At 72.3% G+C, this 14897-nt stretch carries 17 protein-coding genes; 10 read left to right on the top strand and 7 right to left on the bottom strand.

Features of this window, described 5'->3' with window-relative positions:
- Positions 1-173 precede the first annotated feature (173 nt).
- A complete protein-coding gene (locus tag ACQP00_RS24340; protein ID WP_433222757.1) occupies positions 174-692 on the top strand; it encodes a hypothetical protein in 519 nt (172 codons plus the stop codon).
- A 2-nt stretch (positions 693-694) separates the two neighbouring features.
- Here ACQP00_RS24340 and ACQP00_RS24335 read toward each other — a convergent pair whose 3' ends face one another.
- Positions 695-1024: a cupin domain-containing protein gene (locus tag ACQP00_RS24335; protein WP_433222755.1), complete on the bottom strand. Its 330-nt coding sequence runs from the start codon at positions 1022-1024 to the stop codon at positions 695-697.
- Positions 1025-1059: 35 nt separating this feature from the next.
- On the bottom strand, positions 1060-1788 hold the full coding sequence (locus tag ACQP00_RS24330; RefSeq protein ID WP_433222753.1) for a DUF4142 domain-containing protein: 729 nt from the start codon (positions 1786-1788) through the stop codon (positions 1060-1062).
- 128 nt (positions 1789-1916) lie between these two features.
- On the opposite strand from ACQP00_RS24330, the gene ACQP00_RS24325 reads away from it, so the two are divergent.
- Both ACQP00_RS24325 and ACQP00_RS24320 read left to right on the top strand, forming a co-directional pair.
- Positions 1917-2708: a hypothetical protein gene (locus ACQP00_RS24325; protein ID WP_433222751.1), complete on the top strand. Its 792-nt coding sequence runs from the start codon at positions 1917-1919 to the stop codon at positions 2706-2708.
- Positions 2701-4200 carry an NADH-ubiquinone oxidoreductase-F iron-sulfur binding region domain-containing protein gene (locus ACQP00_RS24320; protein ID WP_433222749.1) on the top strand — a complete coding sequence of 500 codons (1500 nt, stop codon included), beginning with the start codon at positions 2701-2703 and terminating at the stop codon, positions 4198-4200. Before ACQP00_RS24325 ends, ACQP00_RS24320 begins: the two co-directional genes overlap by 8 nt.
- Here ACQP00_RS24320 and ACQP00_RS24315 read toward each other — a convergent pair.
- On the bottom strand, positions 4174-5523 hold the full coding sequence (locus tag ACQP00_RS24315; RefSeq protein WP_433222747.1) for a helix-turn-helix domain-containing protein: 1350 nt from the start codon (positions 5521-5523) through the stop codon (positions 4174-4176). The genes ACQP00_RS24320 and ACQP00_RS24315 overlap by 27 nt on opposite strands.
- 95 nt (positions 5524-5618) lie before the next feature.
- Between ACQP00_RS24315 and ACQP00_RS24310 the strand changes: the two genes are divergently transcribed.
- A complete protein-coding gene (locus tag ACQP00_RS24310) occupies positions 5619-5861 on the top strand; it encodes a hypothetical protein (protein WP_433222745.1) in 243 nt (80 codons plus the stop codon).
- Positions 5862-5923: 62 nt separating this feature from the next.
- Here the strand turns inward: ACQP00_RS24310 and ACQP00_RS24305 are convergent, their stop codons facing one another.
- Positions 5924-6526 (bottom strand): TetR/AcrR family transcriptional regulator, encoded by a 603-nt coding sequence (locus tag ACQP00_RS24305; protein WP_433222743.1) that lies wholly within the window; start codon positions 6524-6526, stop codon positions 5924-5926.
- 79 nt (positions 6527-6605) lie between these two features.
- Here ACQP00_RS24305 and ACQP00_RS24300 point away from each other — a divergent pair, with 79 nt between their 5' ends.
- Together ACQP00_RS24300 and ACQP00_RS24295 are read left to right on the top strand one after the other, a co-directional pair.
- Positions 6606-7022 (top strand): DUF6069 family protein, encoded by a 417-nt coding sequence (locus ACQP00_RS24300; protein WP_433222741.1) that lies wholly within the window; start codon positions 6606-6608, stop codon positions 7020-7022.
- Between the two features lie 96 nt (positions 7023-7118).
- Positions 7119-8090: a hypothetical protein gene (locus ACQP00_RS24295; RefSeq protein WP_433222739.1), complete on the top strand. Its 972-nt coding sequence runs from the start codon at positions 7119-7121 to the stop codon at positions 8088-8090.
- A 3-nt stretch (positions 8091-8093) separates the two neighbouring features.
- On the opposite strand, the gene ACQP00_RS24290 is transcribed toward ACQP00_RS24295, so the two are convergent.
- On the bottom strand, positions 8094-8591 hold the full coding sequence (locus tag ACQP00_RS24290) for a hypothetical protein (RefSeq protein ID WP_433222737.1): 498 nt from the start codon (positions 8589-8591) through the stop codon (positions 8094-8096).
- Positions 8592-8683: 92 nt separating this feature from the next.
- Positions 8684-9559, bottom strand: a complete 876-nt coding sequence (locus ACQP00_RS24285) for a DUF72 domain-containing protein (protein ID WP_433222735.1) — start codon at positions 9557-9559, stop codon at positions 8684-8686.
- Between the two features lie 111 nt (positions 9560-9670).
- Between ACQP00_RS24285 and ACQP00_RS24280 the strand changes: the two genes are divergently transcribed.
- From ACQP00_RS24280 to ACQP00_RS24265, 4 genes are all read left to right on the top strand, one after another.
- Entirely contained in the window at positions 9671-10078 is a 408-nt protein-coding gene (locus ACQP00_RS24280) for a YciI family protein (protein WP_433222734.1), read from the top strand.
- Between the two features lie 244 nt (positions 10079-10322).
- On the top strand, positions 10323-11465 hold the full coding sequence (locus ACQP00_RS24275; protein WP_433222732.1) for an RNA polymerase sigma factor: 1143 nt from the start codon (positions 10323-10325) through the stop codon (positions 11463-11465).
- 4 nt (positions 11466-11469) lie between these two features.
- A complete protein-coding gene (locus tag ACQP00_RS24270) occupies positions 11470-12609 on the top strand; it encodes a hypothetical protein (protein ID WP_433222730.1) in 1140 nt (379 codons plus the stop codon).
- A gap of 65 nt (positions 12610-12674) precedes the next feature.
- Positions 12675-13898: a hypothetical protein gene (locus ACQP00_RS24265; protein WP_433222728.1), complete on the top strand. Its 1224-nt coding sequence runs from the start codon at positions 12675-12677 to the stop codon at positions 13896-13898.
- Here ACQP00_RS24265 and ACQP00_RS24260 read toward each other — a convergent pair.
- Complete coding sequence (locus tag ACQP00_RS24260; protein WP_433222726.1) at positions 13885-14880, bottom strand: aldo/keto reductase family protein; 996 nt, start codon at positions 14878-14880, stop codon at positions 13885-13887. The two genes, ACQP00_RS24265 and ACQP00_RS24260, sit on opposite strands and share 14 nt — an antisense overlap.
- Between the last annotated feature and the right edge of the window lie 17 nt (positions 14881-14897).

Below are 14897 nucleotides of genomic sequence, written 5' to 3'. Positions count from 1 at the left end.
AACGACCGGCGAATGGCTGGACCGTCGGACCTCTGCCACCCTCCGTGTACTGGCGTCGGCGCGCCATGGTCGCGGTCGCCGTCGTGGGTGTCCTGCTCATCGTATGGATCTTCGTCCGCGGTGGCGACGATGGTGCCAAGCCGTCCGCCGTGAGCAGCAACCCCGCTGCTCCGGTGAGCAATGCGACTGCGCCCACGTCGGCCGCCGCGGAGCCGTCGGCGCCCCCGCAGATCGTTCCCGCCACCCCGGATCCCACCTCGACCCCCGCGGCGGAGCGCAGCGCCCCGCCCGCGAACGTCGCCCCGTGCACCGACGACCAGATCGCCGTCACGGTCACCACCAGCCCCTCCCCCGGCGTGGTGGGCGGCACCTTCACGTTCAACATCAGCATCGCGAGCAAGTCGGCGGACTGGTGCTCGCGCGACCTCGGCCCCGGCGCCCAGGAGGTCCAGGTCCTGCACGACGGCAACCTGCTGTTCTCCTCGGACGACTGCGACACCAAGAAAACCACCGACGTGCGGGCGTTCGCGGCGGGCGACGCGGTGCGGTACCGCTTCGTGTGGAGCAGCTACCGCACGACCCCGCACACCTGCAACCCGGCCGCGACCCCAGCGGCGGCCGGCACCTACCAGGTGATGGCCCGCGTCGGCACGAAGACCAGCGGCCCGGTCGACTTCACCATCAACCGCTGACGTCAGTCGGTCTTGGCCACGCTCAGCAGCGCGGCGGATTCCTCTACGGCCTCCAGGCTGTGCCGGCCGGGCGGGATGACCAGCAGGTCGGTCCGGCCGCCCTCCCAGGACTCCGCGCCGCTGCGCAGCACGACCCGGCCGCACAGGACCAGCAGCGTCGCCTCGCCGGGGCTCTCGTGCTCGGCCAGGGACGCACCCGCCCGCAGCGCGATCAGCGTCTGGCGCAGGGCGTGGCCCTGACCGCCGTAGAGCGTCTCGGCACTGCGGCCGGCGGACGACGTGGCCGCGCGCTCCAGGTGCACGCCGACCCGCTCCTTCAGCGAAAGCTCCATCCGTCCACGCTAGCGCGGGGGCCAGGCCGTGCCGGCTAGCGCGCGGGGCGGGGGCGGAAGACGCGGTACGAGCTGGCGGTGGCGGTCACGACGGCGGCGATCAGCACCACCCAGACGACGGTCGGGCTGAAGCCGCTGCCCGCCTCGGCGCGGCCCTGGGCGGTCTGCACGAGCGAGCCGGCGTTGGCGATGTCGACCTCGGGCAGGGCGATCGGCGGCAGCTCGCCGTAGCGGACCAGGTCGGTGCTCTCCAGCATCGACAGGTGGCCCTCGACGACGGTGTTGGCCTCCTGGGCGATCTTGCGCACGATCTCGTTGCGCGTGCCGGAGCGGACGGCGGCGATGATCGGGAAGATCTTGCCGTGGGCGGCGCGCAGGCGGGCCACGAAGATCTGGTCGAACTCCTGGTTCGAGGAGGCGCCGCGCATCTCGTTGAGCCAGCCGGTCTGCTGGTCGGTGGGCTGGGTCGGCAGCGTGACGCCGAGCTGGTTGGCCGCGTCCACGACGTCCTGGTCGAGCTTGACGTGCTGCTGGGCGATCGTCGCGCCGATCTGCCGGACGATCGGGTGAGCGCCGCGCTCCGCGGCCATCTGGCCGGCCGGCATCTCCCACAGGCCGGCGGTACGCACGCCGTTGAGCAGGGTCAGGTCGGCGTTGCTGAGCTGGGTGGGGATGTTCGGGCCGGCGAGGGCCACGGCGGGCGCGGCCAGGGCGGCGAATCCGGCACCGAGCAGTACGAACAAGGCCTGCAACAGACGTCTCACACCCTGCTGTTCGGATGGCGGCACCCGTTGGGTTCAAATTCCGGGAAATTTGTGTCCTTGCAATGAACCACACCCCGCAGCCGGTCCGTACCCGCGAGTGAGAGCGGTACGGGCGAGAGAAGGTGGGCGTGCGCGACGAGCTGAGGCTGACCAGGAGCAGCCGCGAAGGGCGGCCGGCCCGGCGCCGCCGCTGGCCGGTGGTGGTCGCGGTCCTCGGGGCCGGCGTCCTGCTGGCGGCGGCCGGGTACACGCACGTCGGCCGCCTGGCGACCGCCTACGTGTTCGTGATCCTGCACTTCTACGCCGGCGTCGTGGCGCTGGTCGCGCTGTCGCTGACGGTCATGATCGGCCTGGCCTCGACCGACCGGCTGCTGCTGGCGATCGGGCAGCGGGTCCTGCTGCAGACCGTGCACCGCGCCACCGCCGTCCTGGCCGTGGTCGCCCTGGGCGTGCACATCGCCGTGAAGGTCCTCGAGGCCCACGCGGCGATCGGCGACGCCGTCATCCCGTTCTACTCGCAGGGCCGGTCGCTGTTCATCGGCTTCGGTACCATTGCCGCCTACCTCATGCTCGTGACGTACTGGTCCGGCCTGGCCCGCACCCGCTTCGCCGGCAAGGTGCGGCCCTGGGTGTGGCGGCTGGTGCACGGCTGCGCGTACCTGTCGTGGCCGATCGCGATGCTGCACGGCCTGAACGCCGGTCGCCAGGCGGCCACCTGGGTCGCCGTGAGCTACCTGGCCGGCCTGGTCCTGGTCGGCCTGGGCCTGATCGTCCGCATCATGTCCCGCTTCGGCCGCTACGCGATCGGCGCGCGGCCCACCCCCACCGCCGGTGTCCTGCCGCCACGTGTCCCGGTGCAGCGCTCGTCCCCCCGCAACCCGAACCAGCGCCAGCTGACCCAGGGCCGGCGCAATGCATGATCCCGGCGCCCTCGAACTGAGCAACGAGCCCGTCATCAACCTGGGCTGCCACGGCCCGGCACGACTGATGGCCGGCGTCCGCGAATACGGCCGTCTCGACCTATGGGCCCAGACGAAGGTGTACGGCGAGCCGGTACCGATTCCGCTCCCGGCCCTTCTCGACCTGGCCACGCAGATCCGCCTGGGCGGCCGCGGCGGCGCCGGCTTCCCCTTCGCCCGCAAGCTCGAAGCGGTGGTCAAGTCCTCCCAGCGCCGCGCCCTGCCGGCCATCGTGGTGGTCAACGGCACCGAGGGCGAACCCGCCGCCTGCAAGGACAAGATGCTTTTAAGCATGGTTCCCCATCTGGTACTGGACGGTGCCGTCCTGTGCGCGAGCGCCCTGCGCGCCCCGGAGCTCATCGTGGCCATCGCCGACGACGGTGTGGCCGAGGAATCCCTCATCGACGCGCTGGACGAGCGCAGCGGCACGTCCATGCCCACCCGCGTCGTGATGGTCCCGCACCGCTTCCTGTCCGGCGAGGCCGGCGCCCTGGTCCGCGGCATCAACGGCGAGGCGCACATCCCACCCGGCCGCAAGGTCCGCGCCAGCGACACCGGCGTGGCCGGCTGCCCCACCCTGGTCTCCAACGCCGAGACCTACGCCCAGCTGGCGGTGGCCGCCGCGATCGGCCCGTACGAATACTCCGCGGTCGGCACCGACGAGGAGCCCGGCACCGTCCTGCTCACCGTCACCGGCGCCGTCCGCCGCCCGGCGGTGATCGAAACCCCCACCGGCACCCCGCTCAAGGAAATCCTCCGCGTCTGTGGCGCCCCCACCGGCCAGGGCGTCCTGACCGGCGGCTACCACGGCAGCTGGATCACCCCGGAGGAGGCCGGCCAGGCCGAGATCTCCCGCCGCGGCTTCGAGGAGGTCGGCGGCTCCCTGGGCGCCGGCATCATCGTGCCGCTGCCGGACAACACCTGCCCCCTGGGCGAGGTGGCCCGGGTGACCCACTACCTGGCCGCCGAGTCCGCCGGCCAGTGCGGCCCGTGCCGCCTGGGCATGCCGGAGATGGCCCAGCTCCTGACGGGCATCCTGTCGGGCGGCACGTCCCCGGAGGCGGTCCGCGCCCTGTGCGCCGCGATGCGCGGGCGTGGCGCGTGCAGCCATCCGGACGGCAGCTCCCGGTTCGTGCTGTCGGCCCTGGAGGTCTTCGCGGACGACGTGAACGCCCACCTGTACCACCACGGCTGCGGCCGACCGGTCCGCGGCGTCCTACCCATCCCGGAGGGCCCGGACGAGCCGGGCGCGGGACGGCTGACGGTCGACTGGAGCAGCTGCGACGGGCACGGGTTGTGCGCCCACATCCTGCCGGAACTGGTCCGCCTGGACGAGAACGGCTTCCCGACCATCCCGGACGGGGCGGTGCCGTCCTGGCTGGAGCCGCAGGCCCGCCGCGCCGTCGACATGTGCCCGACGATGGCGCTACGCCTCGGCCGCCCCACCCACTGACCACTCGGCCCGGTAGGCGTCGTCGAACTCGTCGACCAACACATTGCCCCGGTACGGCCCGAGCGCCCGATGCACCGCGCCGACCCGGCCGGTCGCCCGCGAGGAGTGTGCGAGCCGGGCGAGCCGCAGTGCCCGCAGCGCGGCGTCGGCGGCCCGATCGACCTCGCCCGCCTGAATGAGCGCGACGGCGAGCCAGGTGAGGTAGAGGGCCGTTTCGCGCGCCACATCGTCGCCGTACCCGGCGGTGGCCCGCTCCAGGATCGGCACCGCTCGCAGTGGCCGCCGCAACTCCGTCCAGCATCGGCCGGCCATGATCTCCACCTCGCCGGCACTCAGCCAGTACACCCAGACGGGGTCCTCGTCCGGCCGGCGTTGCTCCAGTTCTCGTTCGACGGCGCCCAGCGTACGGTCGCACGCGGTGCCGTCCCCGGCGCGGGCCTGCGCCCACGCGACCCGCTCCAGCAGCAGCGCACGGGTCGTGGCCGAGGCGTGACCATCGGCGCCGCACGAGGCCGACCGGGCCAGCACCAGCGCGTCCCGGGGATCGCCGGCGTTCGCCACCTGGTAGCTCAGGCTGGAGAGGTTGTTCGCGGCCGCCGCCCGGTCGCCTCCGGCGTGCGAGGCGCGCATTCCGGCCAGGTACAGCCGCTCGGCCTCGCGGAGCCGACCCGCGTCCGAGGCGACCCACCCGGCGACCTGGCACAGCTCCCCGAGGGCCACCAGCAGCCGACGTCCTACCTCCTCGGCGTAGGCGGCGGTGCGCAACAACCCGGCGGTGGCCTCGACCTCGGCGGTCAGCAGCGCGTACGTCTCCTCGCCGCCGACGTGGTCATCGAGGAGCCGCAGCTGATGGACCCGCCGCTCCACCTGCTCGACCGTGGCGGCACCGATCCGCCGCCCGGAGCGCACTTCGAACACCTGCGGCGGCTCGGCGATCAGCCACTCGTGCGCAAGCCGCAGCGCGCTGCCCGGCGTGGGCGGCGCGGCGACGAGCGAGGCCGCGAGCACCTCGGCGTCGTCCCGGCTCCAGCTTCCGTCGTCGAGCCGCCATGCCGGTCCCCCGCCGCGCCTGCCGAGCGCAATGAGCGCACCCCCGGCGTCGAGCGCCTGATCGACGGCCTCGGCAACCGCCGCCGTCGGCGGTCGCAGGCCCGCCTCGATGCGGCTCAGATGTCCGGGGTCGACGTGGGCCTGCCGGGCGAGCGCGCGCAGGCTGAGCCCAGCGGCCTCGCGCCGGGCGCGCATCGCTTCGCCGAAGGTCACCAGCACCGCCTCGGTCGTGGTGTTGCCAGGTGTTGCCGGACGCCCCGGCAACACGGTCACCCCTGTCACACCGTGTGCCGATGTTCAACGCTACCGGTGATGGACGTCAGAGGAAATCAACAGCTTTGGTTGCCGTCGACGAGTGGAGGCGCGAGATGAGCGGGAAAGTCCGGCACACGTTTGTGCGGCCGTCGTGGCGGTGCGCGGGCTGCGGTGAGGCGTGGCCGTGCGCGGACCGGCGTCGGCGGCTGCTGGATCGGTACCAGGGTGAGGCGCTCCGACTGGATCTGCGCACCATGCTCGGCACGTGGATGGTGCGGGCGAAGCGGGACCTGGCTCTTCCCGAGGAGCAGGCGGAGGCCCGGTTCATCGGCTGGACGTACGACGCCGCCGCCTAGCTCCGCAGGGCGTCCAGCTCGTGGAAGCGGACCCGCTGTCGCCGCGTGGACGTCGTCGGCGGTCAGGGTTGGTGGCGCAGGGCCGGGAGCAGGACGTACTCGACGAGGTGGGTGGCGGTCTGCGGGTCGATGGCCTGGCGTTGCAGCACGACGCTGCGAAACGCGGCGGCCGGGACGATGCCGGCCAGCAGGGCGGTCGGGGCCGGTGAGGTGACCTCACCCCGGGCGCGCCAGCGGTCGATGACGGTCGCGAAGGCCACGGCGGGTGGGCGGCCTATCGCGGCGTAGGCGGCCGCGCGGAGGTCGGGGTTGCGGCCGAGTTCTTCGAGGAGGCCGGCCAGCACCAGGACGGGGCGGCGGTCGGGCAGGACGAAGTGCTGGGCGCAGGCGAGCAGGTCGTCGCGGAGCGAACCGGTGTCGGGCACGACGGGCGGGCGCTGCAGGGCCTGGACGGCCGCGACGACCAGGCCCGTCTTGGTCGAGTAGCGCCGGTACACGGCGGCCTTGCCGGTGCCGGCGGCCCGTGCGACCGCCTCGACCGTGGTGCCGGTGAAGCCGTGGGCGATGAGCTGGTCCTGGGCCGCGGCCAGGATCGCCGCGTCGAGCGCCGGATCGCGGGGGCGTCCGGCGGCCGGGCGGCGGTCGTCGACGCTCTCAGGTGCCACACAGCAAGGATACGGGACTATTGGGTTCCGTAACTTGCGGGACCGAACGGTCTCGTAATCCGCTGGAGAGGGGTGTGTCATGGTGCGACGTACCGTGCTGATCCTGCTGGGCGCCGTCGTGGGTGCCGTCGCCGTCAACGCCGTGGTGGCCGCCGTCGCGGTCGGGGCCGGGGCGAGCGCGTCGTACGGGCCGCTGCAGCCACCGGTCTACGCCGTCTTCACCGCACTCGGCGTCGTCGGCGGCTGGTTCGGGTGGCGGGCCGTGCAGCGCCGCTCGGCTCGGCCCCGCGCCACGCTGAGGGTACTGGTGCCGGTGGTGACGCTCGTGTCGTTCGTTCCGGACCTGGCGCTGCTCGGGCTGCGGTTCATCCCGGACACCGACGCGGCCGGCGTCGTCGCCCTCATGGTGATGCACCTCGTCGTGGTCGCCTTCGCGGTGCCGGCCTACCTCGTCGCCACGCCGGTGCCGGCCGGATCCCCGCAGCCGGCCCACTAGTTCGGCGGCGGCGCCGTCGGGCAGAGCACCGTGCCGCTGGCAATCGGCTGAGGACGGCTCAGCCCGCGCACAGCGGCCACCGACCAGGATCGGCGCATGTCGTTGCGCCGCATGTGTACGGCCGCCTGTGTGCTGTTCGTCGCCGGTGAGGTGGTGCTCCGGCTGTCCTGGATCGCCGGTGGCCGCTGGGGATACACCGCCTGCGACCGTACCGACCTCGGGGATCATCCGGCCGGCGGGTGTGGCGCCGACCGGGTTGCCGCGGTGTCGTTCGCGGACGGGTGGGGCGCACTCGGGCTCTGCGTCGCCCTCGCGGTCGTCATCGCCTGCGCGGATCGCTGGAAAGCCGCCCTGACCTGGGCCGCCGCCGTACTGTTGCTGATCCTGGCCTTTCCGCTGCACCTGCTCTTCGAGATCCCGGCGGGAATCGCCGGGCATCCCACCGACTGGCGGGACATCAGCGGCCGGGTCGCGATGCTGGCCGGCGGCATCGCCTTCGCCGGGCTGGCGAACGCGGTGGGGCCGCCCCGCGGACCGGCGCCGACGGAGTTCCGGCCGGCGCCGGGGTGGGCGCGACGATGGGCGTACGTGGCGGTGGCGCTGCCGATCGTGGGCTGGGCCGTACCACATGGGCTCTGGGTTTTCGGTGTGCCGTTCGGAATCTCCGAGCAGAAGCTGCGCGACGCCGAAGGGGATCTGTCGACGGCGACCGGGGTGGCGATCACCGTGGTGCCACCCCTGGCCGGGCTGCTCGTGCTCGGCCTGGTCCAGCGGTGGGGCCAGCAGTTCCCGCGGTGGGTCCCGGGGCTGGGCGGCCGGCGGGTTCCACGGCAGCTGGCGGTACTGCCGGCCGGCACTGTCGCGATCACCCTCGTCACGTACGGCGTGTTGAGCTTCGGGGTACTCGTCCGGCAGGTCCTCGACGGCGAACAGAGCTGGGCGCAGGTCCGCGAGAGCTGGGCCACGGTCGCCACGCTGCTGGTCTTCCTCGGCTGGGGCGTGGCGGTGGGCGTGACCACCGCCGGATACGTCGTCGCGACCCGCCGGCCGATCTCCGCCCGGTCCTGAACGTCACGCTCCGGCTTCCCGGCTGCGGATGTACGCCTCGATCTCCTCATCGCTGGGACCCTCGAAATAGTCGTACGGGGCAACCGCGACCCCTTCGCAGACGTCGCGCGGGTCATCCTCGGACGCGTCCGGGTCCAGATCACGCGCCGACCGCGAGCCCATCGAGAAGATCGCGAACCCCGGCTCGAAGCGGTGACCGATGTCGATCGGCTCGTGCTGATGGCCCTTCGCTTCGAGATCGGCGACCACGTCGTCCATGAACCGGAACGTCAACTGCACCCCGTCGAAGAACGCCTCCTCGCCGCCGCCACCGGAATAGGCGACCTCGACGACCTCGACGGTGTCCTCGTCGGTGTAGGTCAGCACGAGCAGCGGGCTCGTCTCGTACACCGCCCTGCTGTGCAGTCCGGCATGGACGGGCGGCCCGAGGCGGCTCTCGACCACGTCGCGGCGCTCGCCGACCTTCGCCGAGGCCACGCCCTCGCCCGGAATGATGTCCATACGGCGCATGATTCCACGCCCGTGCCGCCGTCGTACCCGACCTCGTCCCACGCCGAACTCCCGCCGAAGGTGCGGGCTCGTCCGGCCAGATGTCAGTCCGAACTGTCCAGCATGGTCGACAGCTCGGCGGCGTTGCGCTGGGCGTAGTCGGCGTAGCAGTTGTTCATCAGCACGTGGGTGCTCGACGTCTCCGCGGCCAGCTCCTCGATGCGCGGCGTCCAGGCCTGGAGTTCACTCGAAGAGTACAAGTAGCCGAACTTCTCGTGGATGTCCTTGCTCGTCCACTTGGTGCTGTGGCCGTGGAAACGGACCACCGACAGGTCCGACGTGGCCTCGACGACCGGCGGGATGCTGGACTTGTGGCCCTGCGGCATGTCGACGACCACGAACGGCAAGTCGTGGTCGCGGAGGAAGGAAAGAGTTTCCGCCGAGTTGCCTTCGGTGAACCACGAGGCGTGCCGGAACTCGATCGCCACCCGCAGGGGTTTGCAGCGCGAGGCCACCGCGAGCAGGGTTTCCTTGTTCGAGCGGCGCAGGGTGAACCACGGCGGAAACTGGAACAGCAACGCGCCGAGTTTTCCGGCGGAAACCAGCGGCGAGAGTGCGGAAAGGAAACGCGTCCACACGTCCTCGAGCGCGGGACCAGGCAGGTCCTTCGGGTAAACGTTTGTCTTGTCGACGGAGGGGCGCAGGTCGGACGGCAACGCCGAGACGCGCGTCGGGTGGCCCGTCAGCAGGCTGAAGGCCTTGACGTTGAAGGTGAAGCCGGGAGGAGTCCGCGACGCCCACAGGGAAACCGTTTGCTCAGCCGGCGGGGCGTAGTACGTGGAGTCCACCTCCACCAGCGGAAACTGTGACGCGTAGTAACCGAGCCGGGCCGCGGCGGAGTCGGCGGTCGGGGGGTACCAGCCGGACTCGAGCAGCGTCTTGTCGGTCCACGACGCCGTGCCGACCTTGACCTCGCCCATGACGGTCCCATCCCCGCGGCGAGAAAAATAAAACGGGTCGCGAAATACTGTCGAGAAGCCGGGCCCGGTTCCGTCCCCGGGGCAGAAGCAAGCAACCGAGGAGGACCCACGATGGCGAAGTACCTGCTGCTCAAGCACTACCGCGGCGCCCCCGGCGCGAAGAACGGCGCGCCGATGGAGGAGTGGACGCCGCAGGAGATCACGGCGCACATCCAGTACATGCGGGACTGGGCGGCGCGGCTGGAGAAGACCGGCGAGTACGTCGACGGGCAGGCGCTGCTGCCCGAGGGGACCTGGGTGCGCTACGACGGCGAGGGGCGGCCGCCGGTCACCGACGGGCCGTTCGCCGAGACGAAGGATCTCATCGCGGGCTGGTCGATCGTCGACGTGGACAGCTACGAGCGGGCGCTCGAGGTGGCCGGCGAACTGTCGGCGGCCCCGGGCAAGGGCGGCGCGCCGATCCACGAGTGGCTGGAGCTGCGCCCGATCATGAACGTGCACTTCCCCGTGGACGAGTGAACGAGACCACGGCCGAAGGCACGAGACCACGGCCGAAGGCACGAGACCACGGCCGAAGGCACGAGACCACGGCCGAAGGCACGAGACCACGGCCGAAGGCACGAGACCACGGCCGAAGGCCCGAAACCACGGCCGAAGGCCCGAAACCACGGCCGCAGGTACAGGACCACGGACAAGCAAGCGACGGAAACCGTTTGCCGAGTGAACGACGAACCAGCGGGCGAGTGAACGAAACCGTGGACACATGAACGAAACCGCGCTCCGGAGCCTCACGCCGGGCGTCATCGGGGTCCTCGTCCGCCGCGGAGCAGACTTCGCGGCGGCCGAGGACGCCGTGCAGGACGCCCTGGTCGAGGCGGTCCGCGCCTGGCCGGCCGACCCGCCCCGCGACCCGAAGGGCTGGCTCGTCACCGTCGCGTGGCGCAAGTTCCTCGACGCCGCGCGCTCCGACGCCGCCCGGCGCCGCCGCGAGGATCTCGTCGACACCGAGCCGGTCCCTGGGCCGATTCCGGAAAAGGACGAGACCCTCCAGTTGTACTTCCTGTGCGCCAACCCCGCGCTCACCCCCTCCTCCGCCGTCGCCCTGACGTTGCGCGCGGTCGGCGGGCTGACCACGAGGCAGATCGCCGAGGCGTACCTGGTCCCCGAGGCCACGATGGCCCAGCGGATCAGCCGGGCCAAACGCACCGTCGCCGGGGTGCGCCTGGACCAGCCGGGCGACGTGGCGACCGTGCTGCGCGTGCTGTACCTGGTGTTCAACGAGGGCTACTCCGGCGACGTCGACCTCGCCGCCGAGGCGATCCGCCTCACCCGCCAGCTCGCCGCCGTCATCGACCACCCGGAGGTCTCCGGCCTGCTGGCGCTGATGCTCCTGCACCACGCCCGCCGCGCCGCGCGGACGGCTCCGGACGGCGCCCTCGTCCCGCTGGCCGAGCAGGACCGCACCCGCTGGGACACCACCGCGATCGCCGAGGGCGTGGTGATCCTGCAGGCGGCGCTGGCCCAGGACCGGCTCGGCGAGTTCCAGGCCCAGGCCGCGATCGCCGCCCTGCACGCCGACGCGCCGAGGGCCGAGGAGACCGACTGGGTGCAGATCCTCGAGTGGTACGACGAACTGCTCACCCTCACCGCCAGCCCCATCGTCCGCCTCAACCGCGCCGTGGCCCTCGGCGAGGCGGACGGCCCGAACGCCGGCCTGGCCGCGCTGGCGGCACTGGACCACAACCTCCCCCGGTACACGGCGGTCGCGGCCTACCTCCACGAGCGAGCCGGCAACCTGACCGAGGCGGCGACCCTGTACGCCGACGCCGCCCGCCAGGCCCCGAACCTCGCCGAGCGCGACCACCTGTTCCGCCAGGCCGCCCGGCTCAACTCCCGAGCGCGCTGACCGGTTGGCCTACCTGACCGTCCTGCGCATCCCCGGCGCCGCCGCCTTCTTCGCCACCACGGCCCTGGGCCGCCTCGGCGTGTCGATGTACGGCCTCAGCGTCATCCTCGCCGCCGCCTCCGGCTACGCCGACTACCTCCGCGCCGGCCTGGTCGGCGGTGCGTTCGCGGCCAGCGAGGCGGTCGGCGGCCCCGTCGTCGGCCGCTTCGTCGACCGCGCCGGCCAGCGCCGCGCCCTGCCGCTCATCGCCGTCGCGCATCTGGCCGCACTTACGGGACTTGTCACCGTTCTGGCCACCGCCGCCCCGGTCTGGCTCGCCGCCCTGGTCGCGGTGGCCGCCGGCGCGAGCGTCCCGCAGCTCGGCGCCCTCGCCGCCGCCCGCTGGAGCCACCTGCTGCACGGCGACCCGCGCATCGACACCGCGTTCTCGCTGGAGTCCCTGGCGAATTCGGCCGCATTCATCGCCGGCCCGCTGGCCGCGTCGGGCGCCGTGGCCCTGCTGACCCCTACGGCGGGCGTGGCCGCCGCCTGCGTCCTGGTCGTCGGCGCCACCCTGGGCCTGTCCGCCCAGCGCGCCACGATGCCCGCACCGCAAGAACCGAGGGGCGAAAGACCCGTCTGGCGTACCGTCGCCGCGCTCGGCGTCGCCAACGTCCTGCTCGGCCTGCTGTTCGGCACCACCCAGCTCGCCGTCACCGCCCTGGCCCGCGAGCAGGACCGCGTCGCCCTGGCCGGCGTCTACTACCTCACCATGAGCGTGGGCAGCCTGGTGGCCAGCGCCCTGTACGGCACCATCCGCTGGACCGTCCCGCCCTGGGCGCGCCTCGCCGGAGCGGGACTGCTCGCAACCATTGGGGCCGCCATCCTGCATTCGGAGCCGTTCACCGGGTTGTTCGTCATCGGCCTCGGCGTGGGCCCGGTCATCATCGTCATCGGCACCCTGCTCGAGGCCCGCGTCCCCAAATCCCGCCTGACGCAAGCCTTCGCGCTGATGTCCGCCCTGAGCGCCGCCGGCATCGCACTGTCCGGCCTGGCGGGCGGCGCGGCCGTGCAAGCGCACGGTCACACGGGCGGATTCGCGCTCATCATCGCGTACACCTGCGGCCTTGTGCTGTTGCCTTTGCTCTTGCGGCGCGCCGCATAACGGTCCGACGTCGATGTGCGAGCCGGGGGCGGCGCTGCGGGAACCGGCTCCCTTACCGTGGCGACGTGACTGACGCCCCCGCGCCGGAAGAACCCACCGAGACGCCGGAACCCGCGGCGGCGGACGAGACCGTCGAGCACGAGGACAAGGCCGCGGACAACGAAGCCGCCGCGGACAACGAAGCCGTCGAGCGTGACGACGAAGCCGCCGCGGACAACGAAGCCGTCGAGCGTGACGACGAAGCCGTCGCCGTTCCGGTCGTGGCTGAGCCGGAAGCTCGGCGGAGCCGGCGCCGGATCGCCATCGCGGCCGGGGTCCTCGCCATCGCGCTCGTCGCGGTCGGTGGCGTGGTCGTGTGGCGGATGCTCACGCCGAATCCGCGGTCCGTGGCGCAGGAGTACTTCGCCCGCCTCGCCGCCGGGGACGCGAGCGGGGCGTTGCGCACCATCGACAAGGCCTCCATCGCCGCCGACCTGCCGACCGCGTCCCCGCTCCTGAGCGATGCCGCGCTGCAGGATCCCGCGCTGCGGCCGCAGGACATGACGATCACCAAGGTGACGGAGGCGGGCGACACGGCCATGATGGAGGTGCAGTACCGGGCGGCCGGCTCGACCGTCACCCAGACGCTCAAGGCCCAGCGCCAAGGCCGCAAGTACCTGCTGGAGGCCCCGCTCGTCCGGCTCGTCTTCCCGGGCACCGGGCCGGCCAAGGCCACCGTGAACGGGACGCACATCGATCCGGCCAAGGGCGGGCCCGCGTTCCCGGGTGCGTACGCGGTCGCCGTGGACGGCAACCTGCTGTTCAACGGTCGCACCGCCACAGCCGTGCCGGGCCCCCTCGGAGCGGCCACCGTCAACCTGGGTCCGCTGAGTCTGTCCGTGGACGGGCAGGCCAAGGCCGACGCGGCGATCAAGGCCGCGCTCGAGCAGTGCGCGCAGCAGCAGTTCGAGCCGCAGCCCACCTGCCCCGAGATCAGCCTGTTCGGGCGGCCCGAATTCATCCCCGGGCCGCCGGCGGACGCCGAGCCGGTCGAGATCCCGGCCGGGGCGACGGTCACGATGCTCGCCGGTGACCTCAAGGTCTCGCTCGCGAAGGCGCCGGCGTGCACGTACACCGTCGACGGGGAGCGCGTGGCGTTCACCGGCGCCGACGGTGTCGTGCACTGGGACATGAAGCTGTCCAAGGTGGACGGTACGCCGGTGGCGAGCAACTCCGGCGACACGCCGATCGCGCCCAAGGGCCGGGTCGAGCTCACCAGCGACGGCACGCTGCAGGTCAGCTTCGCCTGAGCACGCCCTCCTGGGCGAACGGGGCCGGGGTCGGCTCGCTGATCGGCACGTCGCCGAGCGCGGCGTCGATCTGGGCCAGGATGTCGTTGCTCAGCTCGACGCCCGCCGCGGCCGCGTTCGCGTGCACCTGCTCCGGCCGGGACGCGCCGGTGATGGCCGAGGCGACCTCGGAGCGGCGCAGGACCCAGGCCAGGGCGAGGGTCGGCAGGGTCACGCCGAGCCCGCCGGCGATCGGGACCAGCCGCTGTACCGCCTCCAGGAACTCCGCCCGCAGCACGAGCTCCTTCGACCCGCTCATCGAGTCGCTCGCGAACCGGGAGCCCTCCGGGATCGGCTGCCCCGGCTTGTACTTCCCGGTGAGCACCCCCTGCGCCAGCGGCGACCAGACGATCTGGGAGATGCCGTTGGCCGCCGACAGCGGGAAGACCTCGGCCTCGGGGGCCTGCCACAGCATCGAGTACTGCGGCTGCGACGACACGAACAGCTCCGGCCCGGCGATGTCGACGGCCGCCCGGATCTGCTCCGGCGTCCACTCGCTGAAGCCGAGGTACCGCGCCTTGCCCTGCTCCACCACCTGCTGCAGCGCCTCGATGGTCTCCTCGATCGGCACCGTGGTGTCGAAGCGGTGCGCCTGGTACAGGTCGACGTAGTCGGTCCGCAGCCGGCGCAGCGACGCGTCGATCTGCTTCGCGATCTGCTCGCCGGACAGCCCGCGGTCGGTGTCGGACATCTGCCCCCACACCTTGGTCGCGAGGATGTACGACTCGCGCGGATGCTTGGACAGGATCTCGCCCCACGCCTCCTCGGCCGCGCCCCGCCCGTACACGTTGGCCGTGTCGAAGAAGTTGATCCCGGCGTCGAAAGCGGCCTCGGTGCAGGCGCGGGTCTGGTCGGCCTCGATCCCGCCCGCGTACGTCAGCCAGGAGCCGAGCGAGATCTCCGAGACTTCGAGATCGGAGCTGCCGAGTCTGCGAAAACGCATGAAAACGTCCCTTTCGT

The organism is Dactylosporangium sp. CS-047395 (assembly GCF_050942185.1).
Taxonomy (GTDB): domain Bacteria; phylum Actinomycetota; class Actinomycetes; order Mycobacteriales; family Micromonosporaceae; genus Dactylosporangium.
Note: the sequence above shows the minus strand (reverse complement) of the source record. Positions and strands in the feature narration are given on the sequence as shown.

Bases quoted from the DNA above. Each gene is read 5' to 3' on its own strand.
- ACQP00_RS24335 (WP_433222755.1), bottom strand. From the start codon at position 1,024: ATGGAGCTTTCGCTGAAGGAGCGGGTCGGCGTGCACCTGGAGCGCGCG.
- ACQP00_RS24320 (WP_433222749.1), top strand. From the start codon at position 2,701: ATGCATGATCCCGGCGCCCTCGAACTGAGCAACGAGCCCGTCATCAAC.
- ACQP00_RS24310 (WP_433222745.1), top strand. From the start codon at position 5,619: ATGAGCGGGAAAGTCCGGCACACGTTTGTGCGGCCGTCGTGGCGGTGC.
- ACQP00_RS24300 (WP_433222741.1), top strand. From the start codon at position 6,606: ATGGTGCGACGTACCGTGCTGATCCTGCTGGGCGCCGTCGTGGGTGCC.
- ACQP00_RS24295 (WP_433222739.1), top strand. From the start codon at position 7,119: ATGTCGTTGCGCCGCATGTGTACGGCCGCCTGTGTGCTGTTCGTCGCC.
- ACQP00_RS24290 (WP_433222737.1), bottom strand. From the start codon at position 8,591: ATGGACATCATTCCGGGCGAGGGCGTGGCCTCGGCGAAGGTCGGCGAG.
- ACQP00_RS24285 (WP_433222735.1), bottom strand. From the start codon at position 9,559: ATGGGCGAGGTCAAGGTCGGCACGGCGTCGTGGACCGACAAGACGCTG.
- ACQP00_RS24280 (WP_433222734.1), top strand. From the start codon at position 9,671: ATGGCGAAGTACCTGCTGCTCAAGCACTACCGCGGCGCCCCCGGCGCG.
- ACQP00_RS24275 (WP_433222732.1), top strand. From the start codon at position 10,323: ATGAACGAAACCGCGCTCCGGAGCCTCACGCCGGGCGTCATCGGGGTC.
- ACQP00_RS24260 (WP_433222726.1), bottom strand. From the start codon at position 14,880: ATGCGTTTTCGCAGACTCGGCAGCTCCGATCTCGAAGTCTCGGAGATC.